Raw genomic sequence first — 14,817 nt, 5'->3', positions numbered from 1 at the left:
TATTAAAAATATCCATAAACATATCCATATATATCCATATTTAAAAATACTTATTAATATGATAGTCGATTTGTCTTTACTCTTTTTACCCATTGACCCTGCTTGCGGATCAATTCTAACCTTAAGAGTAAGGGAGAGGATTATGAGTATGATATCCATGCAGACTGACATTCAAAAGCCACAAATATTACTACTGCTCGCACGAAATGGTTTTCTAACAACGTTGTTTACGGCATCCTTACTTGGTGTTGTGACAGCCTTTGGTGCTTATGGATTTCGGGAGCTATTGGGATTTTTTCACAATCTTTTGCTGTTGGGAAAACTCTCATTGAATTTTGATCCTCTTGTCTATGATGATACTAATTTTTGGGGGTGGGGGATTATTTTTGTTCCGGCTGTTTGCGGTTTAGCCGTTGTCTATATCGTCAGAAATTTTGCCCCTGAGGCCAAAGGGCATGGTGTTCCCGAAGTTTTAGATGCTGTCTTTAATAAAAACGGTCATATTCGACCCCGCATCAGTTTTATCAAAGCGTTAGCATCCTCCATTACAATCGGATCAGGTGGATCTGTCGGGCGAGAAGGACCCATTATCCAGATAGGGGGTGCAGTAGGCTCATTTTTTGGTCATAAGCTGAAAATGGAACCCTGGCAGAAAATGACTCTTGTTGCGGCTGGGGCTGGAGCCGGCATTGCTGCGACTTTTAATACACCAATTGGCGGCATTTTATTTGCTGTCGAATTAATTTTGTCAGAAATCAGTATGCGCACAATTGCGCCTGTTATTGTTGCCTGTACAATGGCAACTTTTGTTGCTCGTATCTTAATTGGGGATATGACAGCCTTTAATATTCCATCAATAGCAACTCCTGAAATTATCAATAATGATCCTCAGTACTGGGTTTATTTATGTGTTCTGGGGGTTTTAGTCGGTGGAATTTCATTTATTTTTAGTCGCTCAATCTATCTCTTCGAAGATACATTCGAAAAGTATTTTCCTAATCCTTATAAGCGGCATTTTATAGGGATGCTATTTTTAGGATTCATTATCTGGAATTTAAAAATGAGTTTTGGCCATTTTTATGTGTCTGGAGTTGGGTATGAAACCATTCAGACCATCCTTAACAATGCGTCTTTTAACGTTTCATTTTTACTATACCTCGTCTTTTTGAAAATAATCGCAACAAGTATAACCCTTGGTTCTGGTGGCTCTGGTGGAATATTTTCGCCCAGCCTATTTATAGGCGCCGCATTTGGATGTTTTATTGGGGGAATGGTCCATGGTGTATGGCTTGACTGCCCCATTCCCACACCATTATTTGCTGTTCTTTGTATGGCTGGCATGATTGCTGGTACAACACACGCCATTATAACAGCAATTATCATGATGGTCGAAATGACCTCATCCTATAGTGCCGTCCTTGAAATTACCTGTGTTGCCTCAACTGCAGCCTGTATCAGTTTTATCATCTCAAGTGCATCGATTTATACGCTAAAACTAATTCGTCGCGGAGATAAAATCCCACTCAGTAAGGTTGCGACCAAAGACCATCCTACTTATTAGGGGTTTCCTCAGAATTCACCATAGAACTATTTCTGATAATTGGCGTTACTTTCCGACCATAGCTCCCAATTTACCCCCTCCCAGTAAGTGAACATGGTAGTGGGGGACTTCTTGCCCGCCATCAAGGCCGCAATTACTAATGATACGATAGCCAGAATCTACCAATCCTTGAGAAGCTGCAATTTCTGCAATTTTCTCATAGAAATGGGTAATTTCATCTGTACTTGCGGAATGATGAAAATCATGGAAATTTACATAAGATCCCTTGGGGATAATGAGAATATGCACAGGGGCTTTGGGACTAATATCATGAAAAGCGAGCAGTTTCTCATCTTCATAAACCTTATTACATGGAATTTCTTGGCGCAAAATTCGCGCAAATATGTTATTTAAATCATAAGACATAATGTTTTTCTCCTTTCGATACAACTTTGCAGGAGCTTAAAAATGGAATCAAGTACTTCAATGCCACAGTGGCGCGGAACAACAATAATTAGCGTTCGTAAAGGAAATCAAGTAGTCATCGCTGGTGATGGTCAGGTAACCTTAGGGAATGTGGTGATCAAATCTCAGGCTCGTAAAGTTCGCCGATTAGCGGGTGGTCATGTCATTGCCGGATTTGCAGGCGCTACAGCTGATGCTTTTACATTATTTGAGCGCCTTGAAGCAAAGCTTGAGCAATATCCGGCACAACTCACTCGGGCTTGTGTGGAACTTGCCAAAGATTGGCGTACCGATCGTTATTTGCGACGCCTTGAGGCCATGATGGCTGTGGCTGATAAAACAACCAGCCTGATTCTAACCGGAAACGGCGATGTTCTTGAGCCGGAAGACGGATTAATGGGGATTGGATCCGGAGGCTCATTTGCGCTGTCAGCAGCCCGTGCTCTCCATGATATTGATGGATTGACTGCTGAAAACATTGCCCGTAAATCCCTTGAGATTGCGGCTAACATTTGCATTTATACTAATAATAATATCGTTTTAGAGAGTATTTCCCTATGACTACCTTGACTCCTCGCGAAATCGTCAGTGAACTTGACCGGTTTATTATCGGTCAAGATGAAGCAAAACGCGCTGTTGCCATCGCTTTACGCAATCGTTGGCGTCGTATGCAATTACCAAAAGACTTAAGAGATGAAGTTCTGCCAAAAAACATTCTTATGATTGGACCTACAGGCTGCGGTAAAACAGAGATTGCTCGTCGATTAGCAAAACTGGCTAATGCACCTTTCATTAAAGTTGAGGCAACAAAATTTACAGAAATTGGCTATGTGGGACGTGATGTTGAACAAATCATTCGGGATTTGATCGAAATCTCGTTGCATATGACCCGTGAACGCTTAAAGTATGAAGTCGAAGCCAAAGCAGCAGTCCATGCTGAAGAGCGTATTCTGGATGCGTTGGTCGGCGATACAGCAGGGGCTGAAACACGAACCAAGTTCAGGTCAATGCTGAATGAAGGAAAACTCGATGACAAAGAAATCGATATTGAGGTTTTGGATACAGCAACAGCCAGTATGCCCGCTTTTGATGTGCCGGGAATGCCTGGTGCGCAAATGGGAATGATTAGTCTGGGGGATATTTTTGGTAAATCCATGGGCGAACGCATGAAGACCAAAAAAATGAAAGTCTCAGATGCAATAGAGCTTTTGATTCAAGAAGAAAGTGACAAGTTACTGGATCAGGATCGCGTGACCAAAGAAGCCATCGAGGCTGTTGAGCAAAACGGCATTGTCTTTTTAGACGAAATCGACAAAATTTGCGTTCGAACAGAACAATCTGGTGGCGATGTAAGCCGTGAAGGTGTTCAACGTGATCTGTTGCCGTTAATCGAAGGAACCAGTGTTACAACTAAACATGGTACCGTTAAAACAGATCATATTTTATTTATCACATCGGGTGCTTTCCATGTATCTAAACCATCTGATTTGTTGCCAGAACTTCAAGGTCGTTTGCCAATTCGTGTCGAACTAAGTGCCTTGACCAAGGATGATTTTGTTAGCATCTTAACAGAACCTGAAGCAAACTTGATTAAGCAAGCTCAAGCCATGATGGCGACAGAATCTTTAACCGTTAATTTTGCACAGGATGCCATTGAATCCATTGCAGGACTGGCAGCTGATGTGAACAGAGATGTCGAAAACATTGGGGCACGTCGTTTGCATACCATCATGGAAAAACTTGTCGAAGATATTAGCTTTAAAGCACCTGATATGGCCGGACAAACCATTGAAATTTCCACTCAGGATGTCCATAACAAAGTAGGACACTTAGCAAAGAATACGGATCTGTCCAAATTCATTCTGTAAGGAGAAAAATAATGTCATTAAAACCCGTCATTGGTATAACTTTAGATTCTGATGTTGGTGGAAGCTATTCGCGCTATCCATGGTATGCAATCCGGTACAACTATGTAAATGCTGTTATTGATGCTGGTGGCGTTCCATTATTACTCCCTTATGCCTATGATTTGCTCGAGGAATACGTGAATCGTATTGATGGTTTGTTGATTCCTGGGGGATTTTTCGATATCTGCCCAAGCCATTATGGTGAAGAGATTTCCCATGAGTCCGTCAAAACAAACCCGGAGAGAACAAACTTTGAGTTTGCAATGACTCGTCGCATCAAAGAACAAGGCAAACCATTGCTTGGGATTTGTGGGGGAATGCAACTGATGAATGTGATCTTTGGTGGATCCTTAATTCAACATATTCCTGCTGAAGTTGAAAATGCACTCGCGCATGAACAACCCAACCCTCGTCATGAAGCGGGCCACGATATTGATGTGGTTGAAGGAACGTTATTGCATCGTATTGCAGAATCCCAAATTCAAGTTGCTGTGAATAGTGCCCATCACCAAGCCATTCGTCAAGTAGCACCAGGCTTTATCGTGAATGCACGGGCATGCGATGGCGTTATTGAGGGAATTGAATTGTCTGACCAAGGTCAATTTGCCCTTGGACTTCAGTGGCACCCTGAATTCCACATTAGTGAAGTGGACAAATCTATTTTTAATCATTTTATACAAGCAGCCAAAAAGTGACCCAAGAAAAAGAAAGAATCGCTAAACGGATTGCCGCTGCTGGTCTGTGTTCTCGTCGAGAAGCAGAACGGTGGATTGAAGCTGGTCGCGTTAATGTCGATGGTGTTGTTATTACATCGCCGGCTCTAGATGTCGGCCCTGAAGCTAAGATTTTTGTCGATGGTAAGACATTACCTAGTGCTCAAAAACCCAGACTATGGGGTTATTATAAACCAACAGGCGTGATTACAACCCACAATGATCCACAGGGTCGTCCAACGGTCTTTGACCAAATGCCAGAGGATATGCCACGGGTCATTTCTATTGGACGCTTAGATTTGAATTCAGAAGGACTCATTCTGTTAACCACAGATAGTTCTATGTCACGACATGCTGAACTCCCTTCGACACAATGGCCTCGCCGATATCGAGTTCGTGTCTTTGGAGAGGTTAATCCTGACATCATGGCTGATCTAAAAAACGGCATCACCATTGAAGGTGTTAATTATGGCAGAATTGATGTGGATGTGGGTGAGCTAAAAGGTCGGAACACATGGTTATTTGTCACCTTATACGAAGGTAAAAATCGTGAGATTCGACGCGTTATGCAACATTTGGGCTTGCATGTGAACCGTCTTATTCGTGTTGCCTATGGTCCCTTTGGTTTAGATAAATCAAAGAAGCCAGATGACCTATGGGAAATCCCGTTTTCAGATTTTTCACGGCATTTTCCCGGTATGATCTCAAAAGGAACTTTATCTCTTGCGAAAAACACTAAAAGTCAGTCTTATGCGAATCATCGGCGGAAAAAATAAAGGCAAAAAACTGATTTTGCCAGATGAGACAATCACACGCCCAACAACAGATCGGGTGCGTGAATCTCTATTTAATATTTTGTCCCACCATCCTGATTTTGATTGGAATGGGGCATACGTTCTCGATGCTTTTGCCGGAAGCGGAGCCTTAGGTCTAGAAGCTCTTTCTCGAGGAGCAGCTCATGTTACATTTGTTGAATCGCACCCTAAAATTATCCCTATTTTAAAGCAAAATATGGAAGCGGTTTCTGGGGATAAAAATCTCTTAACGCATCCCATTGAAAAAATCTTACCAACTTCACGTCCTATGGATTTGGTGCTCTTAGACCCACCCTATAAAAAAGAGCTTGAAATTCCAATACTGACACATCTTAAGAATCAAGGTTGGATTAATAACGATACCCTTGTTTGTCTGGAGATGCACAGACAAGATGATTTGCCAGAAATTCACTGGTTCCAATGCCTAGATCATCGTCAGTACGGGCAGACAAAAATTATCTTTGGAAAATTGCAGGCATAGTTGAAATGCGTTAAGCTAAAAATACATTTCATATGGATATTAAAATGATCAAAATAGCTTTTGTTATTACAGGATTAGGGCGTGGTGGTGCAGAGCGAATGCTCATTAAACTCCTATCCTCTATTGACAGGACACAGTTTGATCCAACAGTTTTTTGCTTAAGCAATAATTTAGTCCTAAAACCTGAACTAGAGGCAATTGGTATTTCAGTCCAAAGCTACCGAATTAATTCACCGCTATATCTTGTATTTCACTTAATCAAGTTTATTAAAGATTGCCGAGAATTTTCACCGGATATCCTTCAAGGTTGGATGTATCATGGTAATATTTTGGCTTGGTTTGCCTCATTATTCACACGGGCTAAATTGGTTTTTGGGGTTAGAGTCGCCCTTTATGATTTCAACTTTGAACGTTTTAGCACTCGCGTGATTATTCGTTTGGGAACTCTATTGTCAAAGGCTGCCAATAAAATCATCTATGTGTCTCAGGTTGCCAAAGACCATCATGAAGCAATTGGATATCAATCTGCAAACTCATGTGTTCTTGCCAATGGCTTCGAGCTTAATAAATTCCAACCGAACGACGACTATCGCCGGCAGTATCGTTCATTAATGAATATCGATGACCATGATGTGCTTATTGGTTATTTTGCTAGGTTCCATAAAATGAAAGGGCATTTTGATTTAATCGAGGCTTTTAGCCAGGTTCATCGTCAATTTCCTAAAACTAAATTAGCCCTGGCAGGACTTCACGTAGACGAATCTAACCCAGAGATTCGAGCCAAGTTAAATCAATTCAAACTGAACAATCATGTTTTGCTCTTAGGTGATCTATCCAACCCAGAACGAGTTTTGCCTGCTCTTGATATTTTTGTCTCGCCGTCCCATCAAGAAGGATTTCCCAACGTTGTGGGTGAAGCCATGGCTTGTCAGATTCCTTGTGTTGTCACTGACGTTGGTGATTCAGCAATATGCGTTGGTGATACAGGCATTGTTGTTCCGGCAATGAATCCAAAACTATTAGCTCAAGGGATATGTCAAATAATTGATAATCCCGATCATGTAACCTTAAGAAACAAAGCTCGACAAAGAATTGAGACAGAATTTTCTCTTTCTGATATAGTTAAAAAGTATGAAAAAATTTACACTTCGATGATAACGGAGACTCCATGAGTTTAGCTGAAATCTATCAACAAGATTGTGAGATTCAAGGATGGCAACCTGATATCAATCATCAGTTAATCCTTCAGCAAATTCAAGATTTGTTCTATAAAAAAGCAAGCCTTTTTTCAAGCATATTTCGGCGATCTAAAACAAATACTATGTTAGGGTGTTATATCTGGGGTGATGTCGGGCGCGGCAAAACCTATCTGATGGATTTGTTCTTTAATAATTCATATATCGAGAAACGTATTCGCCTACACTTTACGGCTTTTATGCAACGCGTTCATCAAGAATTGAAAGCTCATAACGGTGATCTTATGGCAACAGCTAAAAGTTTCCGTCAACAATACGATCTAATTTGTTTAGACGAATTCCAAGTCACCGAAATTGCTGATGCGATGATCCTGGCACGTTTATTTGAATCTCTATTTGATCAGGGAATTCATTTTGTGACAACGTCAAACATTCAACCTGACAATCTATATAAGGGGGGGCTGCACTATGACCGCTTTTCTCCGTTTGTTAAGATCTTAAAAAAATACCTACAAATCATTCATCTCGATAGTCAAAATAGTGTTGATTACAGGCGACAAGATTTAGAAAAAATATCAACCTTTAACCCCCAGACCTACAGCGAACTCCATCAACAATTTCTTCGACGTCTAAAGTTAGAAGGTCATTCCGGACTTAAACTTACAGTTCATGGACGGGTTCTAATCTTTCCAGAAGCATCAAATCAAACACTGTGGGTTGATTTCAAAGATATGTGCGAAGTCCCCTATGGACCCGGAGAATATCAAGCTATCGCGAAATCAGTCAAGCATCTGTTTCTTGTCAATGTGCCCATTTTAACAGCCGATCAAAAAGATAGCGCTAAACGCTTTATGACGCTTATTGACTGTCTATATGACGAAGGTGTTATGCTCCATCTTCATGCAGCAGCAGATCCTGATCATCTGTATCAAGATACAAACAAATCTAAACTTCCTTTTGATCGAACAGCTTCACGATTAACACAAATGGTAGGTTTAGTCGAGTGACTCTCAAAAAAATTATTTATAATGCAAATCATCGTGGACTGAAAGAAATGGATGTTTTATTAGGTGGTTTTGCCAATCGCCACGCTACTGACCTATCTGACAAAGATCTATTGATTTTTGAACGTCTTTTGGAAGAGCAAGATACCGATATCTTAGATTGGTGCTTAGGAAAGAAACTAGCCCCGAATGAATATCAAGATATGATTCGTATTATAGTTCAACAGTGATTAAGAGGAGAGATCTTCTCCCATTTAATGTCGATCCATTTGCTGCCGTGATAGACGTTTAACAGCTTTTTGTAATTTTTCAAAAGCACGAACCTCAATTTGACGAACCCGTTCACGCGAGATTCCAAGTTTTTCACTGACTTCCTCAAGAGTTAGAGGATCATCAATCAGACGACGGTCACGCATAATAATCATTTCACGTTCGGTCAAACCATCCATCGCCTCATCCAATAAAGCACGACGCTTAGCTAATTCATCATTTTCAGCTAAAGTCACATCATGACGTTCGCGATCATCAGCAAGCCAATCCATCCATTCTGAAGCACTATCTCCAGCTGATTTTACCTGAGCATTGAGCGATTGATCGTTGGTTGACATACGATGATTCATCTGCATCACTTCGTCGATTTTCACGCCTAATTTCGTTGCAATCGCTTTGGCTTTTTCAGGGGATAAATCAACTTCGTCATAATCTTGGAATGCTGATTTTTCACGGCGAAGATTAAAAAACAATTTTTTCTGAGCGGACGTTGTTCCCATTTTAACAAGGGAATAGCTATGTAAGATATATTCTTGAATAGCAGCCTTAATCCACCAGATAGCATAGGTTGACAACCGAAAACCTTTGTCCGGATCAAAATGTTTCATGGCTTGCATCATACCAACATGACCTTCAGAAATCAGATCACTGACAGGTAGGCCATATCCACGATATCCATGGGCAATTTTGGAAATAAGCTTAAGATGGCTTGTGACTAACTTGTCAACAGCCTTTGTATCGCCATGTTCTTTCCATTGCTTTGCCAGTTGATACTCTTCATCAATTTCAAGCATCGGTAAATTTTTCATCCGATGCAAATAATTGTTGGTCATTTCCTGATATTCTGGACGGCTCACCATAATAAACCTCATTTAAGGACAGCTTTTATGCTGTATACTTAATAGTGTAACAGGTCAAAACGTGTTTATAAACTTGTTACAATTTTATTAACTCGTCATAAAATACCACATCTTTTATAAAATATCACGTTTTTTATTACCTGAAGATATTTTTTTATTAAATTATATTGATTTAAGAACAGCCGAACGATTATATTATATCCTCCCTGAGTAAAAGATGAGAAAATTAATTTTCAAAATTAGAATTATTTCCAAGAGTTCGTATTATTTCACTTTTACAAAGAGCTATGCTAATTTGGACCTAATATAGTGTATAACAGAGACATAATTTATGCGCAGCTTAGCCGACATTCGTTCAACATTTTTGGATTATTTTAAAGAGAACCAACACGAAGTTGTCTCATCCAGTCCCCTTGTTCCCCGTAACGACCCCACTCTTTTGTTCACCAACGCGGGAATGGTACAGTTTAAAGATGTCTTTACGGGCATGGAAAAACGCCCTTATACACGCGCAACAACATCCCAAAAATGCGTTCGCGCAGGCGGTAAGCATAATGACTTAGAAAATGTCGGCTACACAGCCCGTCACCATACATTTTTTGAAATGTTAGGAAATTTCTCATTCGGGGATTATTTCAAAGAAGAAGCAATTTATTATGCATGGAATCTTGTGACTAAGAATTTTGGATTAACACCAGAACGGTTGCTTGTCACGGTTTATCATGAGGATGAAGAGGCAGCCAATTTGTGGAAAAAGATTGCTGGCCTTCCGGATCATAAAATTATTCGCATTACCACCAATGATAACTTTTGGTCAATGGGCGATACAGGTCCCTGCGGACCGTGCACCGAAATCTTCTATGATCATGGCGAATCTATAGCAGGTGGCCCTCCGGGGAGTCCGGATCAAGATGGCGACCGTTTTACGGAATTCTGGAATCTTGTTTTTATGCAATACGAACAAAAGGCTGATGGCTCACGCATTGCCTTGCCAAAACCATCCGTTGATACTGGAATGGGGCTAGAGCGGTTTGCAACAATCATGCAAGGTGTTCACAATAACTATGACACCGACTTATTTAAAGCTCTTATTTCAGCTTCGGCAGATTTGACAGGTGCAACGATCGCAGATCACCGTCATTCCCACAACGTGGTTGCAGATCACCTCAGGGCGAGCTCATTTTTACTCGCCGATGGTGTTTTGCCGAGCAACGAAGGACGCGGTTATGTATTGCGTCGTATTATGCGCCGCGCTATGCGTCACGCTCATCTATTAGGAGCCAAAGAACCATTGATGTACCGTTTGGTTAAGTCATTGGTTGAGCAAATGGGGACGGCTTACCCTGAACTGGTTCGCGCTCAAGCCATGATCACTGAAAATTTAAAACTCGAAGAAGAACGATTCCGCCAAACACTTGAACGAGGCCTTAAACTTCTTGAAGAAGAAACAACAAAATTATCCGGTTCTCAGGCTTTATCTGGTGATGTTGCCTTTAAATTATATGACACCTATGGATTCCCGCTTGATTTGACACAGGATGTTTTACGCAGTCAAAACCGAGATGTGGATCTTATGGGTTTTAATACAGCCATGGAAGCACAAAAAGCAGCAGCTCGCGCAAGTTGGACCGGTTCAGGAGATGCAAAAAATGATCAGGTCTGGTTTGATCTACGGCAAGAACACGGTGCAACGGAATTCTTAGGTTATGAAACGGAATCCGCAGAAGGCCTATTGATCGCCATGGTTAAAGATGGCAAAACCGTGACATCAGCCAAAGCCGGTGATACGGTGGATGTCCTATTTAATCAAACCCCATTTTATGCAGAATCCGGTGGACAAGAAGGAGACAGAGGAACAATCAAATTATCGAATGGTGCTATTGCTGATGTTTTAGATACAACAAAGAGTGTTGGCACTTTACATGTTCATAAATTGAAAGTTATATCTGGAGAATTTACTTTAGAAAGCTCTGCATTGCTTAAAGTAGATGCAGATCGTCGCCAAGGACTGCGTGCACACCACTCAGCAACTCATTTATTGCATGCAGCGCTACGTCGTCATTTGGGCGACCATGTAACTCAAAAAGGATCATTGGTCTCTGAGGATCGGCTTCGTTTTGACTTTACCCACACAAAAGCATTATCAACCGAAGAACTCAAAGCAATCGAATATGATGTTAATCGTCAAGTTTTGTTGAATACAGAAATTGAAACCCATCTAATGACTTCTGATGATGCAATTGCCAGCGGTGCCATGGCTTTATTTGGTGAGAAATATGGTGATGAAGTCCGTGTTTTAAAAATGGGAGTGTCGAACGATCAATCCTATTCTATTGAACTGTGTGGCGGAACTCACGCTCACCGAACGGGTGATATTGGTTTGTTTAAAATCATGTCCGAAACCGGGGTTTCTGCTGGAGTTCGACGAATTGAAGCAGTTGCAGGTATGGCATCCCTTGATGTGTTATCAACCCTACAAAATCAAGTCGCAACAATAGCATCAACCCTGCGATGCCCAAGTCCTGAAGTTAATGAGAAAATTGATGTTTTACTTGCAGAGCGCAAATCTTTAGAAAAACAAGTGAGTGATCTGCGTCAGAAAGTTGCGTTATCAGGATCAGGCTCAACCACCTCATCAAATGAGCCAAAGCAAGTCGGATCCTATAAGTTGATAGCACGTCAATTGCAGGACGTTCCAGCCAAAGACTTAAAACCACTGGCGGATCAGCTTAAAAAAGATATTGGATCAGGCATTGTGGTTGTCACTAGTGTTGTGGAAGACAAAGTTGCCTTAGTGATTGGCGTAACCGATGATCTGACACCAACACTTAGTGCTGTTGATTTAGTCCGTTGTGGTGCTGAAGCACTAGGCGGTAAAGGGGGCGGTGGTCGTCCGGACATGGCACAGGCTGGCGGATCTGATGCCTCACTCGTGCCTGCAGCAATCTCAGCTATTGAGGCTCAGCTTCAATGATACCAAGCATTGCTACAACACATGTTTTGATTGTGAGCAACGATAGCAAATCTCTCCTAGACTTTAGGTGGGGTTTGATTCAATCGTTGCGACAACAACAAACCACCGTGTCTATTGTCTGTAATCAAGATGCTTCGTTTGATGCCCTACAACAGGCAGCCAAACAAGATCAGGTTCAACTCATCCCTTATCCAATTCGTAACAACGGATTGAATCCATTAGCAGACTTAAAATTTTTGATATGGTTAAGGCGTTTATACAAAACACACGTAATTACTCATGCGTTACTGTATCGGGTTAAGCCTGTTATTTATGGCTCACTCGCTGCATTAGGAACGTCTGTAAAACCCATCGCAACCATTACGGGTCTTGGATATGTCTATACGCAGAAAACCGCTAAAACAACGATTCTAAGGTTTATTACCAATCAATTATATCGCCTGAGTTTAGCACGATCCCACTGGATTTTCTTTCAAAACAAAGATGACCGAGAGTTCTTTCTAAACCAGAATCTAGTAAACACAGCAAAAACATCTGTCGTGGGCGGATCAGGTGTTGATCTTGATACCTTTCCTGTAACCCCGTTGCCAAAAACATTGAGTTTTCTGATGGCAGCTCGACTCTTACGAGATAAGGGTGTACTGGAATACTTAGAAGCTGCAGCAGCATTAAAAAAAAAATACCCTCATGTGATTTTTAAATTAGCCGGTGGGAAGAGTGATAACCCGGCAGCTCTTAAGGTTGAAGATATTCAAGAATTCTGCGAAAACCATAATCTTATGTATATGGGAGAAGTTAAGGATATGCCTCAAGCGTTACAAGCATCGAGTATCTTTGTCTTGCCGTCTTATCGCGAAGGTATGCCCCGAGCAGGGCTAGAAGCTTTGAGTTGTGCTCGCCCCATTGTCACGACAGATACCCAAGGCTGCCGTGATTTAATTTCAAATAATGGTTTTATGGTGCCTGTTCAGGATACAGAGACCCTCAAACAAGCTATGGAGCAGATGATTCTGTTAGATAGGCCTAAACTTGAAGAATTTGCTCAAAATAGTCGCCGATTAGCAGAGACTGTTTATGATGTTCGTTTTGTTAATCAACAAATACTGAGTAAACTGCAAATTTTCTCCTAGAGTCAAATGGAATGGCTATAAGCCTTTTGATTCAAGAATCTGGCGTAACTCACCCGTTTGATACATCTCACGGACGATATCACAACCACCAATAAATTCACCGCTAATGTACAGCTGAGGAATAGTTGGCCAATTGCTAAAATCCTTAATACCTTGACGTATTTCAGCATCAAGCAAAACATTAACAGCAGTAAATGGCTTGTCTAAAAGTTTTAAGATTTGCACAACAACAGCAGAAAATCCACATTGTGGCATTTCTGCGTCTCCCTTCATGAATAAAACAATTGGAGATGCTTTAATTGTTGTTTCAAGTTCAGCATGAATATTACGAGCCATGTTCTTTCCTATTCTTTTACTAAAGTTGTTAAAGCGAGTGCGTGTAGCTCTCCGCCCATGCGACCACCAAGTGCAGTATAAACCAACTGATGTTGCTGAACACGCGATTTTCCAGCAAATACTGATGATTTCACCGTTGCAGAATAATGATCACCATCACCGGCTAAATCTTTGATCTCGATGTCTGCATCCGGTAGAGCAGCCAAAATCAACGCGTGAATATCTTCTTGTTTCATAGCCATCGGTATTTAATCCTTTTCAATGACACCAAAATTTTCATTTAAATCAAGGGGGGCAACATCTCCCAAAATGCGAAAACGCCGAGCAACTTCTTGATAACGAGCCGCTATATCTAAAGATATTTTATCTTGAATTGAACGACCATCAATCCTTTCTCCCGATTGAAGGTCAAGAACTGCACATGTATCTAACGTAATCTCATCAATCAAAATAATTTTTGTTTGCTCAAAAAACTCACCTTGATAAAGACGCCCAAATTCAAGATCAAGTGTCAATAAACGCAAACCAACAGCAAAAAACTGCCCACTGATAAAATCATTAATTCGTCGAGATAAGACAATCATATCTTCGACTTCATCTGCTGAGGCCCAATCCATAGCATCCACATGTTCTGGTGCAATAATTGGATAATTTAACTCAAGGTCTCGCAAAGCCAGTTCAACAATCGGTTTTGGCAGAACTTCATGCTCACTCAACCCTAATCTTGCCTGTAGGGCGTCACATGCCACATTATGGACCGTTATTTTAAAGTTATAGGGATCGGCAATTTTGATTTGTTGCTCTGACATATTAAGACGACGCACAAAATGCGTTTCAATCCCAATATCATTCAACCGCGACATAAAAAGTTCTGATAGACGGTTATTTAAAGATCCTTTGCCCGGTATCGGTTCTTCTACTCCATTGAGTATATCACGAAATTGCATGGCATAAGATCCAGCTGAATCGGCCATTTCATAGAGTGTCTTACGATAACCTTCGACTGCCTGGCGACGCCGTGATCCAAACATTCCTTTGAGGTTGGATAGAAAATTGGTTGCCATACATTATTTCCTTTTTTAACTTATCTCTAAAATAGGATTAAACACCGACAATTACAAGGACA

Annotated in this window: 16 protein-coding genes; 11 read left to right on the top strand and 5 right to left on the bottom strand. The window is 41.1% G+C overall.

What is annotated here, in order from left to right:
* Positions 1 to 142: 142 nt before the first annotated feature.
* Complete coding sequence (locus KF820_04985) at positions 143 to 1,561, top strand: chloride channel protein (protein MBX3457696.1); 1,419 nt, start codon at positions 143 to 145, stop codon at positions 1,559 to 1,561.
* A 45-nt stretch (positions 1,562 to 1,606) separates the two neighbouring features.
* Here KF820_04985 and KF820_04980 read toward each other — a convergent pair whose 3' ends face one another.
* Positions 1,607 to 1,966 carry a histidine triad nucleotide-binding protein gene (locus tag KF820_04980; protein MBX3457695.1) on the bottom strand — a complete coding sequence of 120 codons (360 nt, stop codon included), beginning with the start codon at positions 1,964 to 1,966 and terminating at the stop codon, positions 1,607 to 1,609.
* Between the two features lie 60 nt (positions 1,967 to 2,026).
* Between KF820_04980 and hslV the strand changes: the two genes are divergently transcribed.
* From hslV to KF820_04940, 8 genes are read left to right on the top strand one after another with little or no spacing between them, the layout of a single operon-like run.
* Complete coding sequence (hslV, locus tag KF820_04975; protein MBX3457694.1) at positions 2,027 to 2,566, top strand: ATP-dependent protease subunit HslV; 540 nt, start codon at positions 2,027 to 2,029, stop codon at positions 2,564 to 2,566.
* Positions 2,563 to 3,873: an ATP-dependent protease ATPase subunit HslU gene (hslU, locus tag KF820_04970; GenBank protein ID MBX3457693.1), complete on the top strand. Its 1,311-nt coding sequence runs from the start codon at positions 2,563 to 2,565 to the stop codon at positions 3,871 to 3,873. Before hslV ends, hslU begins: the two co-directional genes overlap by 4 nt.
* Before the next feature lie 11 nt (positions 3,874 to 3,884).
* Positions 3,885 to 4,607, top strand: a complete 723-nt coding sequence (locus KF820_04965) for a gamma-glutamyl-gamma-aminobutyrate hydrolase family protein (GenBank protein ID MBX3457692.1) — start codon at positions 3,885 to 3,887, stop codon at positions 4,605 to 4,607.
* Positions 4,604 to 5,401 carry an rRNA pseudouridine synthase gene (locus KF820_04960; GenBank protein MBX3457691.1) on the top strand — a complete coding sequence of 266 codons (798 nt, stop codon included), beginning with the start codon at positions 4,604 to 4,606 and terminating at the stop codon, positions 5,399 to 5,401. Before KF820_04965 ends, KF820_04960 begins: the two co-directional genes overlap by 4 nt.
* Positions 5,376 to 5,921 carry a 16S rRNA (guanine(966)-N(2))-methyltransferase RsmD gene (gene rsmD / locus KF820_04955; protein ID MBX3457690.1) on the top strand — a complete coding sequence of 182 codons (546 nt, stop codon included), beginning with the start codon at positions 5,376 to 5,378 and terminating at the stop codon, positions 5,919 to 5,921. Before KF820_04960 ends, rsmD begins: the two co-directional genes overlap by 26 nt.
* Positions 5,922 to 5,965: 44 nt before the next feature.
* Positions 5,966 to 7,093, top strand: a complete 1,128-nt coding sequence (locus KF820_04950; GenBank protein ID MBX3457689.1) for a glycosyltransferase — start codon at positions 5,966 to 5,968, stop codon at positions 7,091 to 7,093.
* Positions 7,090 to 8,124, top strand: coding sequence for a cell division protein ZapE (gene zapE / locus KF820_04945; protein ID MBX3457688.1), 1,035 nt, complete (start codon positions 7,090 to 7,092; stop codon positions 8,122 to 8,124). Before KF820_04950 ends, zapE begins: the two co-directional genes overlap by 4 nt.
* Positions 8,121 to 8,351, top strand: a complete 231-nt coding sequence (locus KF820_04940) for a succinate dehydrogenase assembly factor 2 (protein MBX3457687.1) — start codon at positions 8,121 to 8,123, stop codon at positions 8,349 to 8,351. The genes zapE and KF820_04940 overlap by 4 nt, the downstream gene beginning before the upstream one ends.
* Positions 8,352 to 8,375: 24 nt before the next feature.
* On the opposite strand, the gene rpoH is transcribed toward KF820_04940, so the two are convergent.
* Positions 8,376 to 9,251, bottom strand: coding sequence for an RNA polymerase sigma factor RpoH (rpoH, locus tag KF820_04935; GenBank protein MBX3457686.1), 876 nt, complete (start codon positions 9,249 to 9,251; stop codon positions 8,376 to 8,378).
* Between the two features lie 331 nt (positions 9,252 to 9,582).
* On the opposite strand from rpoH, the gene alaS reads away from it, so the two are divergent.
* Positions 9,583 to 12,225, top strand: coding sequence for an alanine--tRNA ligase (alaS, locus tag KF820_04930; protein MBX3457685.1), 2,643 nt, complete (start codon positions 9,583 to 9,585; stop codon positions 12,223 to 12,225).
* Complete coding sequence (locus KF820_04925; protein ID MBX3457684.1) at positions 12,222 to 13,355, top strand: glycosyltransferase family 4 protein; 1,134 nt, start codon at positions 12,222 to 12,224, stop codon at positions 13,353 to 13,355. Before alaS ends, KF820_04925 begins: the two co-directional genes overlap by 4 nt.
* A 15-nt stretch (positions 13,356 to 13,370) precedes the next feature.
* Here the strand turns inward: KF820_04925 and grxD are convergent, their stop codons facing one another.
* From grxD to KF820_04910, 3 genes are read right to left on the bottom strand one after another with little or no spacing between them, the layout of a single operon-like run.
* On the bottom strand, positions 13,371 to 13,691 hold the full coding sequence (grxD, locus tag KF820_04920) for a Grx4 family monothiol glutaredoxin (protein MBX3457683.1): 321 nt from the start codon (positions 13,689 to 13,691) through the stop codon (positions 13,371 to 13,373).
* Between the two features lie 8 nt (positions 13,692 to 13,699).
* Complete coding sequence (locus KF820_04915; protein ID MBX3457682.1) at positions 13,700 to 13,933, bottom strand: BolA family transcriptional regulator; 234 nt, start codon at positions 13,931 to 13,933, stop codon at positions 13,700 to 13,702.
* 6 nt (positions 13,934 to 13,939) lie between these two features.
* Positions 13,940 to 14,755 (bottom strand): hypothetical protein, encoded by an 816-nt coding sequence (locus KF820_04910; protein ID MBX3457681.1) that lies wholly within the window; start codon positions 14,753 to 14,755, stop codon positions 13,940 to 13,942.
* Between the last annotated feature and the right edge of the window lie 62 nt (positions 14,756 to 14,817).

Source organism: Candidatus Paracaedibacteraceae bacterium (assembly GCA_019636055.1).
GTDB lineage: Bacteria > Pseudomonadota > Alphaproteobacteria > Paracaedibacterales > Paracaedibacteraceae > Paracaedibacter.
The sequence above is the reverse complement of the archived record's forward strand: the minus strand, read 5'-3'. Positions and strand labels throughout refer to the sequence as shown.

What these genes read in the sequence shown, in the direction of transcription:
- KF820_04985 (MBX3457696.1), top strand. Translation starts at nt 143, where the DNA reads ATGAGTATGATATCCATGCAGACTGACATTCAAAAGCCACAAATATTA.
- KF820_04980 (MBX3457695.1), bottom strand. Translation starts at nt 1,966, where the DNA reads ATGTCTTATGATTTAAATAACATATTTGCGCGAATTTTGCGCCAAGAA.
- hslV (MBX3457694.1), top strand. Translation starts at nt 2,027, where the DNA reads ATGCCACAGTGGCGCGGAACAACAATAATTAGCGTTCGTAAAGGAAAT.
- hslU (MBX3457693.1), top strand. Translation starts at nt 2,563, where the DNA reads ATGACTACCTTGACTCCTCGCGAAATCGTCAGTGAACTTGACCGGTTT.
- KF820_04965 (MBX3457692.1), top strand. Translation starts at nt 3,885, where the DNA reads ATGTCATTAAAACCCGTCATTGGTATAACTTTAGATTCTGATGTTGGT.
- rsmD (MBX3457690.1), top strand. Translation starts at nt 5,376, where the DNA reads ATGCGAATCATCGGCGGAAAAAATAAAGGCAAAAAACTGATTTTGCCA.
- KF820_04950 (MBX3457689.1), top strand. Translation starts at nt 5,966, where the DNA reads ATGATCAAAATAGCTTTTGTTATTACAGGATTAGGGCGTGGTGGTGCA.
- zapE (MBX3457688.1), top strand. Translation starts at nt 7,090, where the DNA reads ATGAGTTTAGCTGAAATCTATCAACAAGATTGTGAGATTCAAGGATGG.
- rpoH (MBX3457686.1), bottom strand. Translation starts at nt 9,251, where the DNA reads ATGGTGAGCCGTCCAGAATATCAGGAAATGACCAACAATTATTTGCAT.
- alaS (MBX3457685.1), top strand. Translation starts at nt 9,583, where the DNA reads ATGCGCAGCTTAGCCGACATTCGTTCAACATTTTTGGATTATTTTAAA.
- KF820_04925 (MBX3457684.1), top strand. Translation starts at nt 12,222, where the DNA reads ATGATACCAAGCATTGCTACAACACATGTTTTGATTGTGAGCAACGAT.
- grxD (MBX3457683.1), bottom strand. Translation starts at nt 13,691, where the DNA reads ATGGCTCGTAATATTCATGCTGAACTTGAAACAACAATTAAAGCATCT.
- KF820_04915 (MBX3457682.1), bottom strand. Translation starts at nt 13,933, where the DNA reads ATGGCTATGAAACAAGAAGATATTCACGCGTTGATTTTGGCTGCTCTA.
- KF820_04910 (MBX3457681.1), bottom strand. Translation starts at nt 14,755, where the DNA reads ATGGCAACCAATTTTCTATCCAACCTCAAAGGAATGTTTGGATCACGG.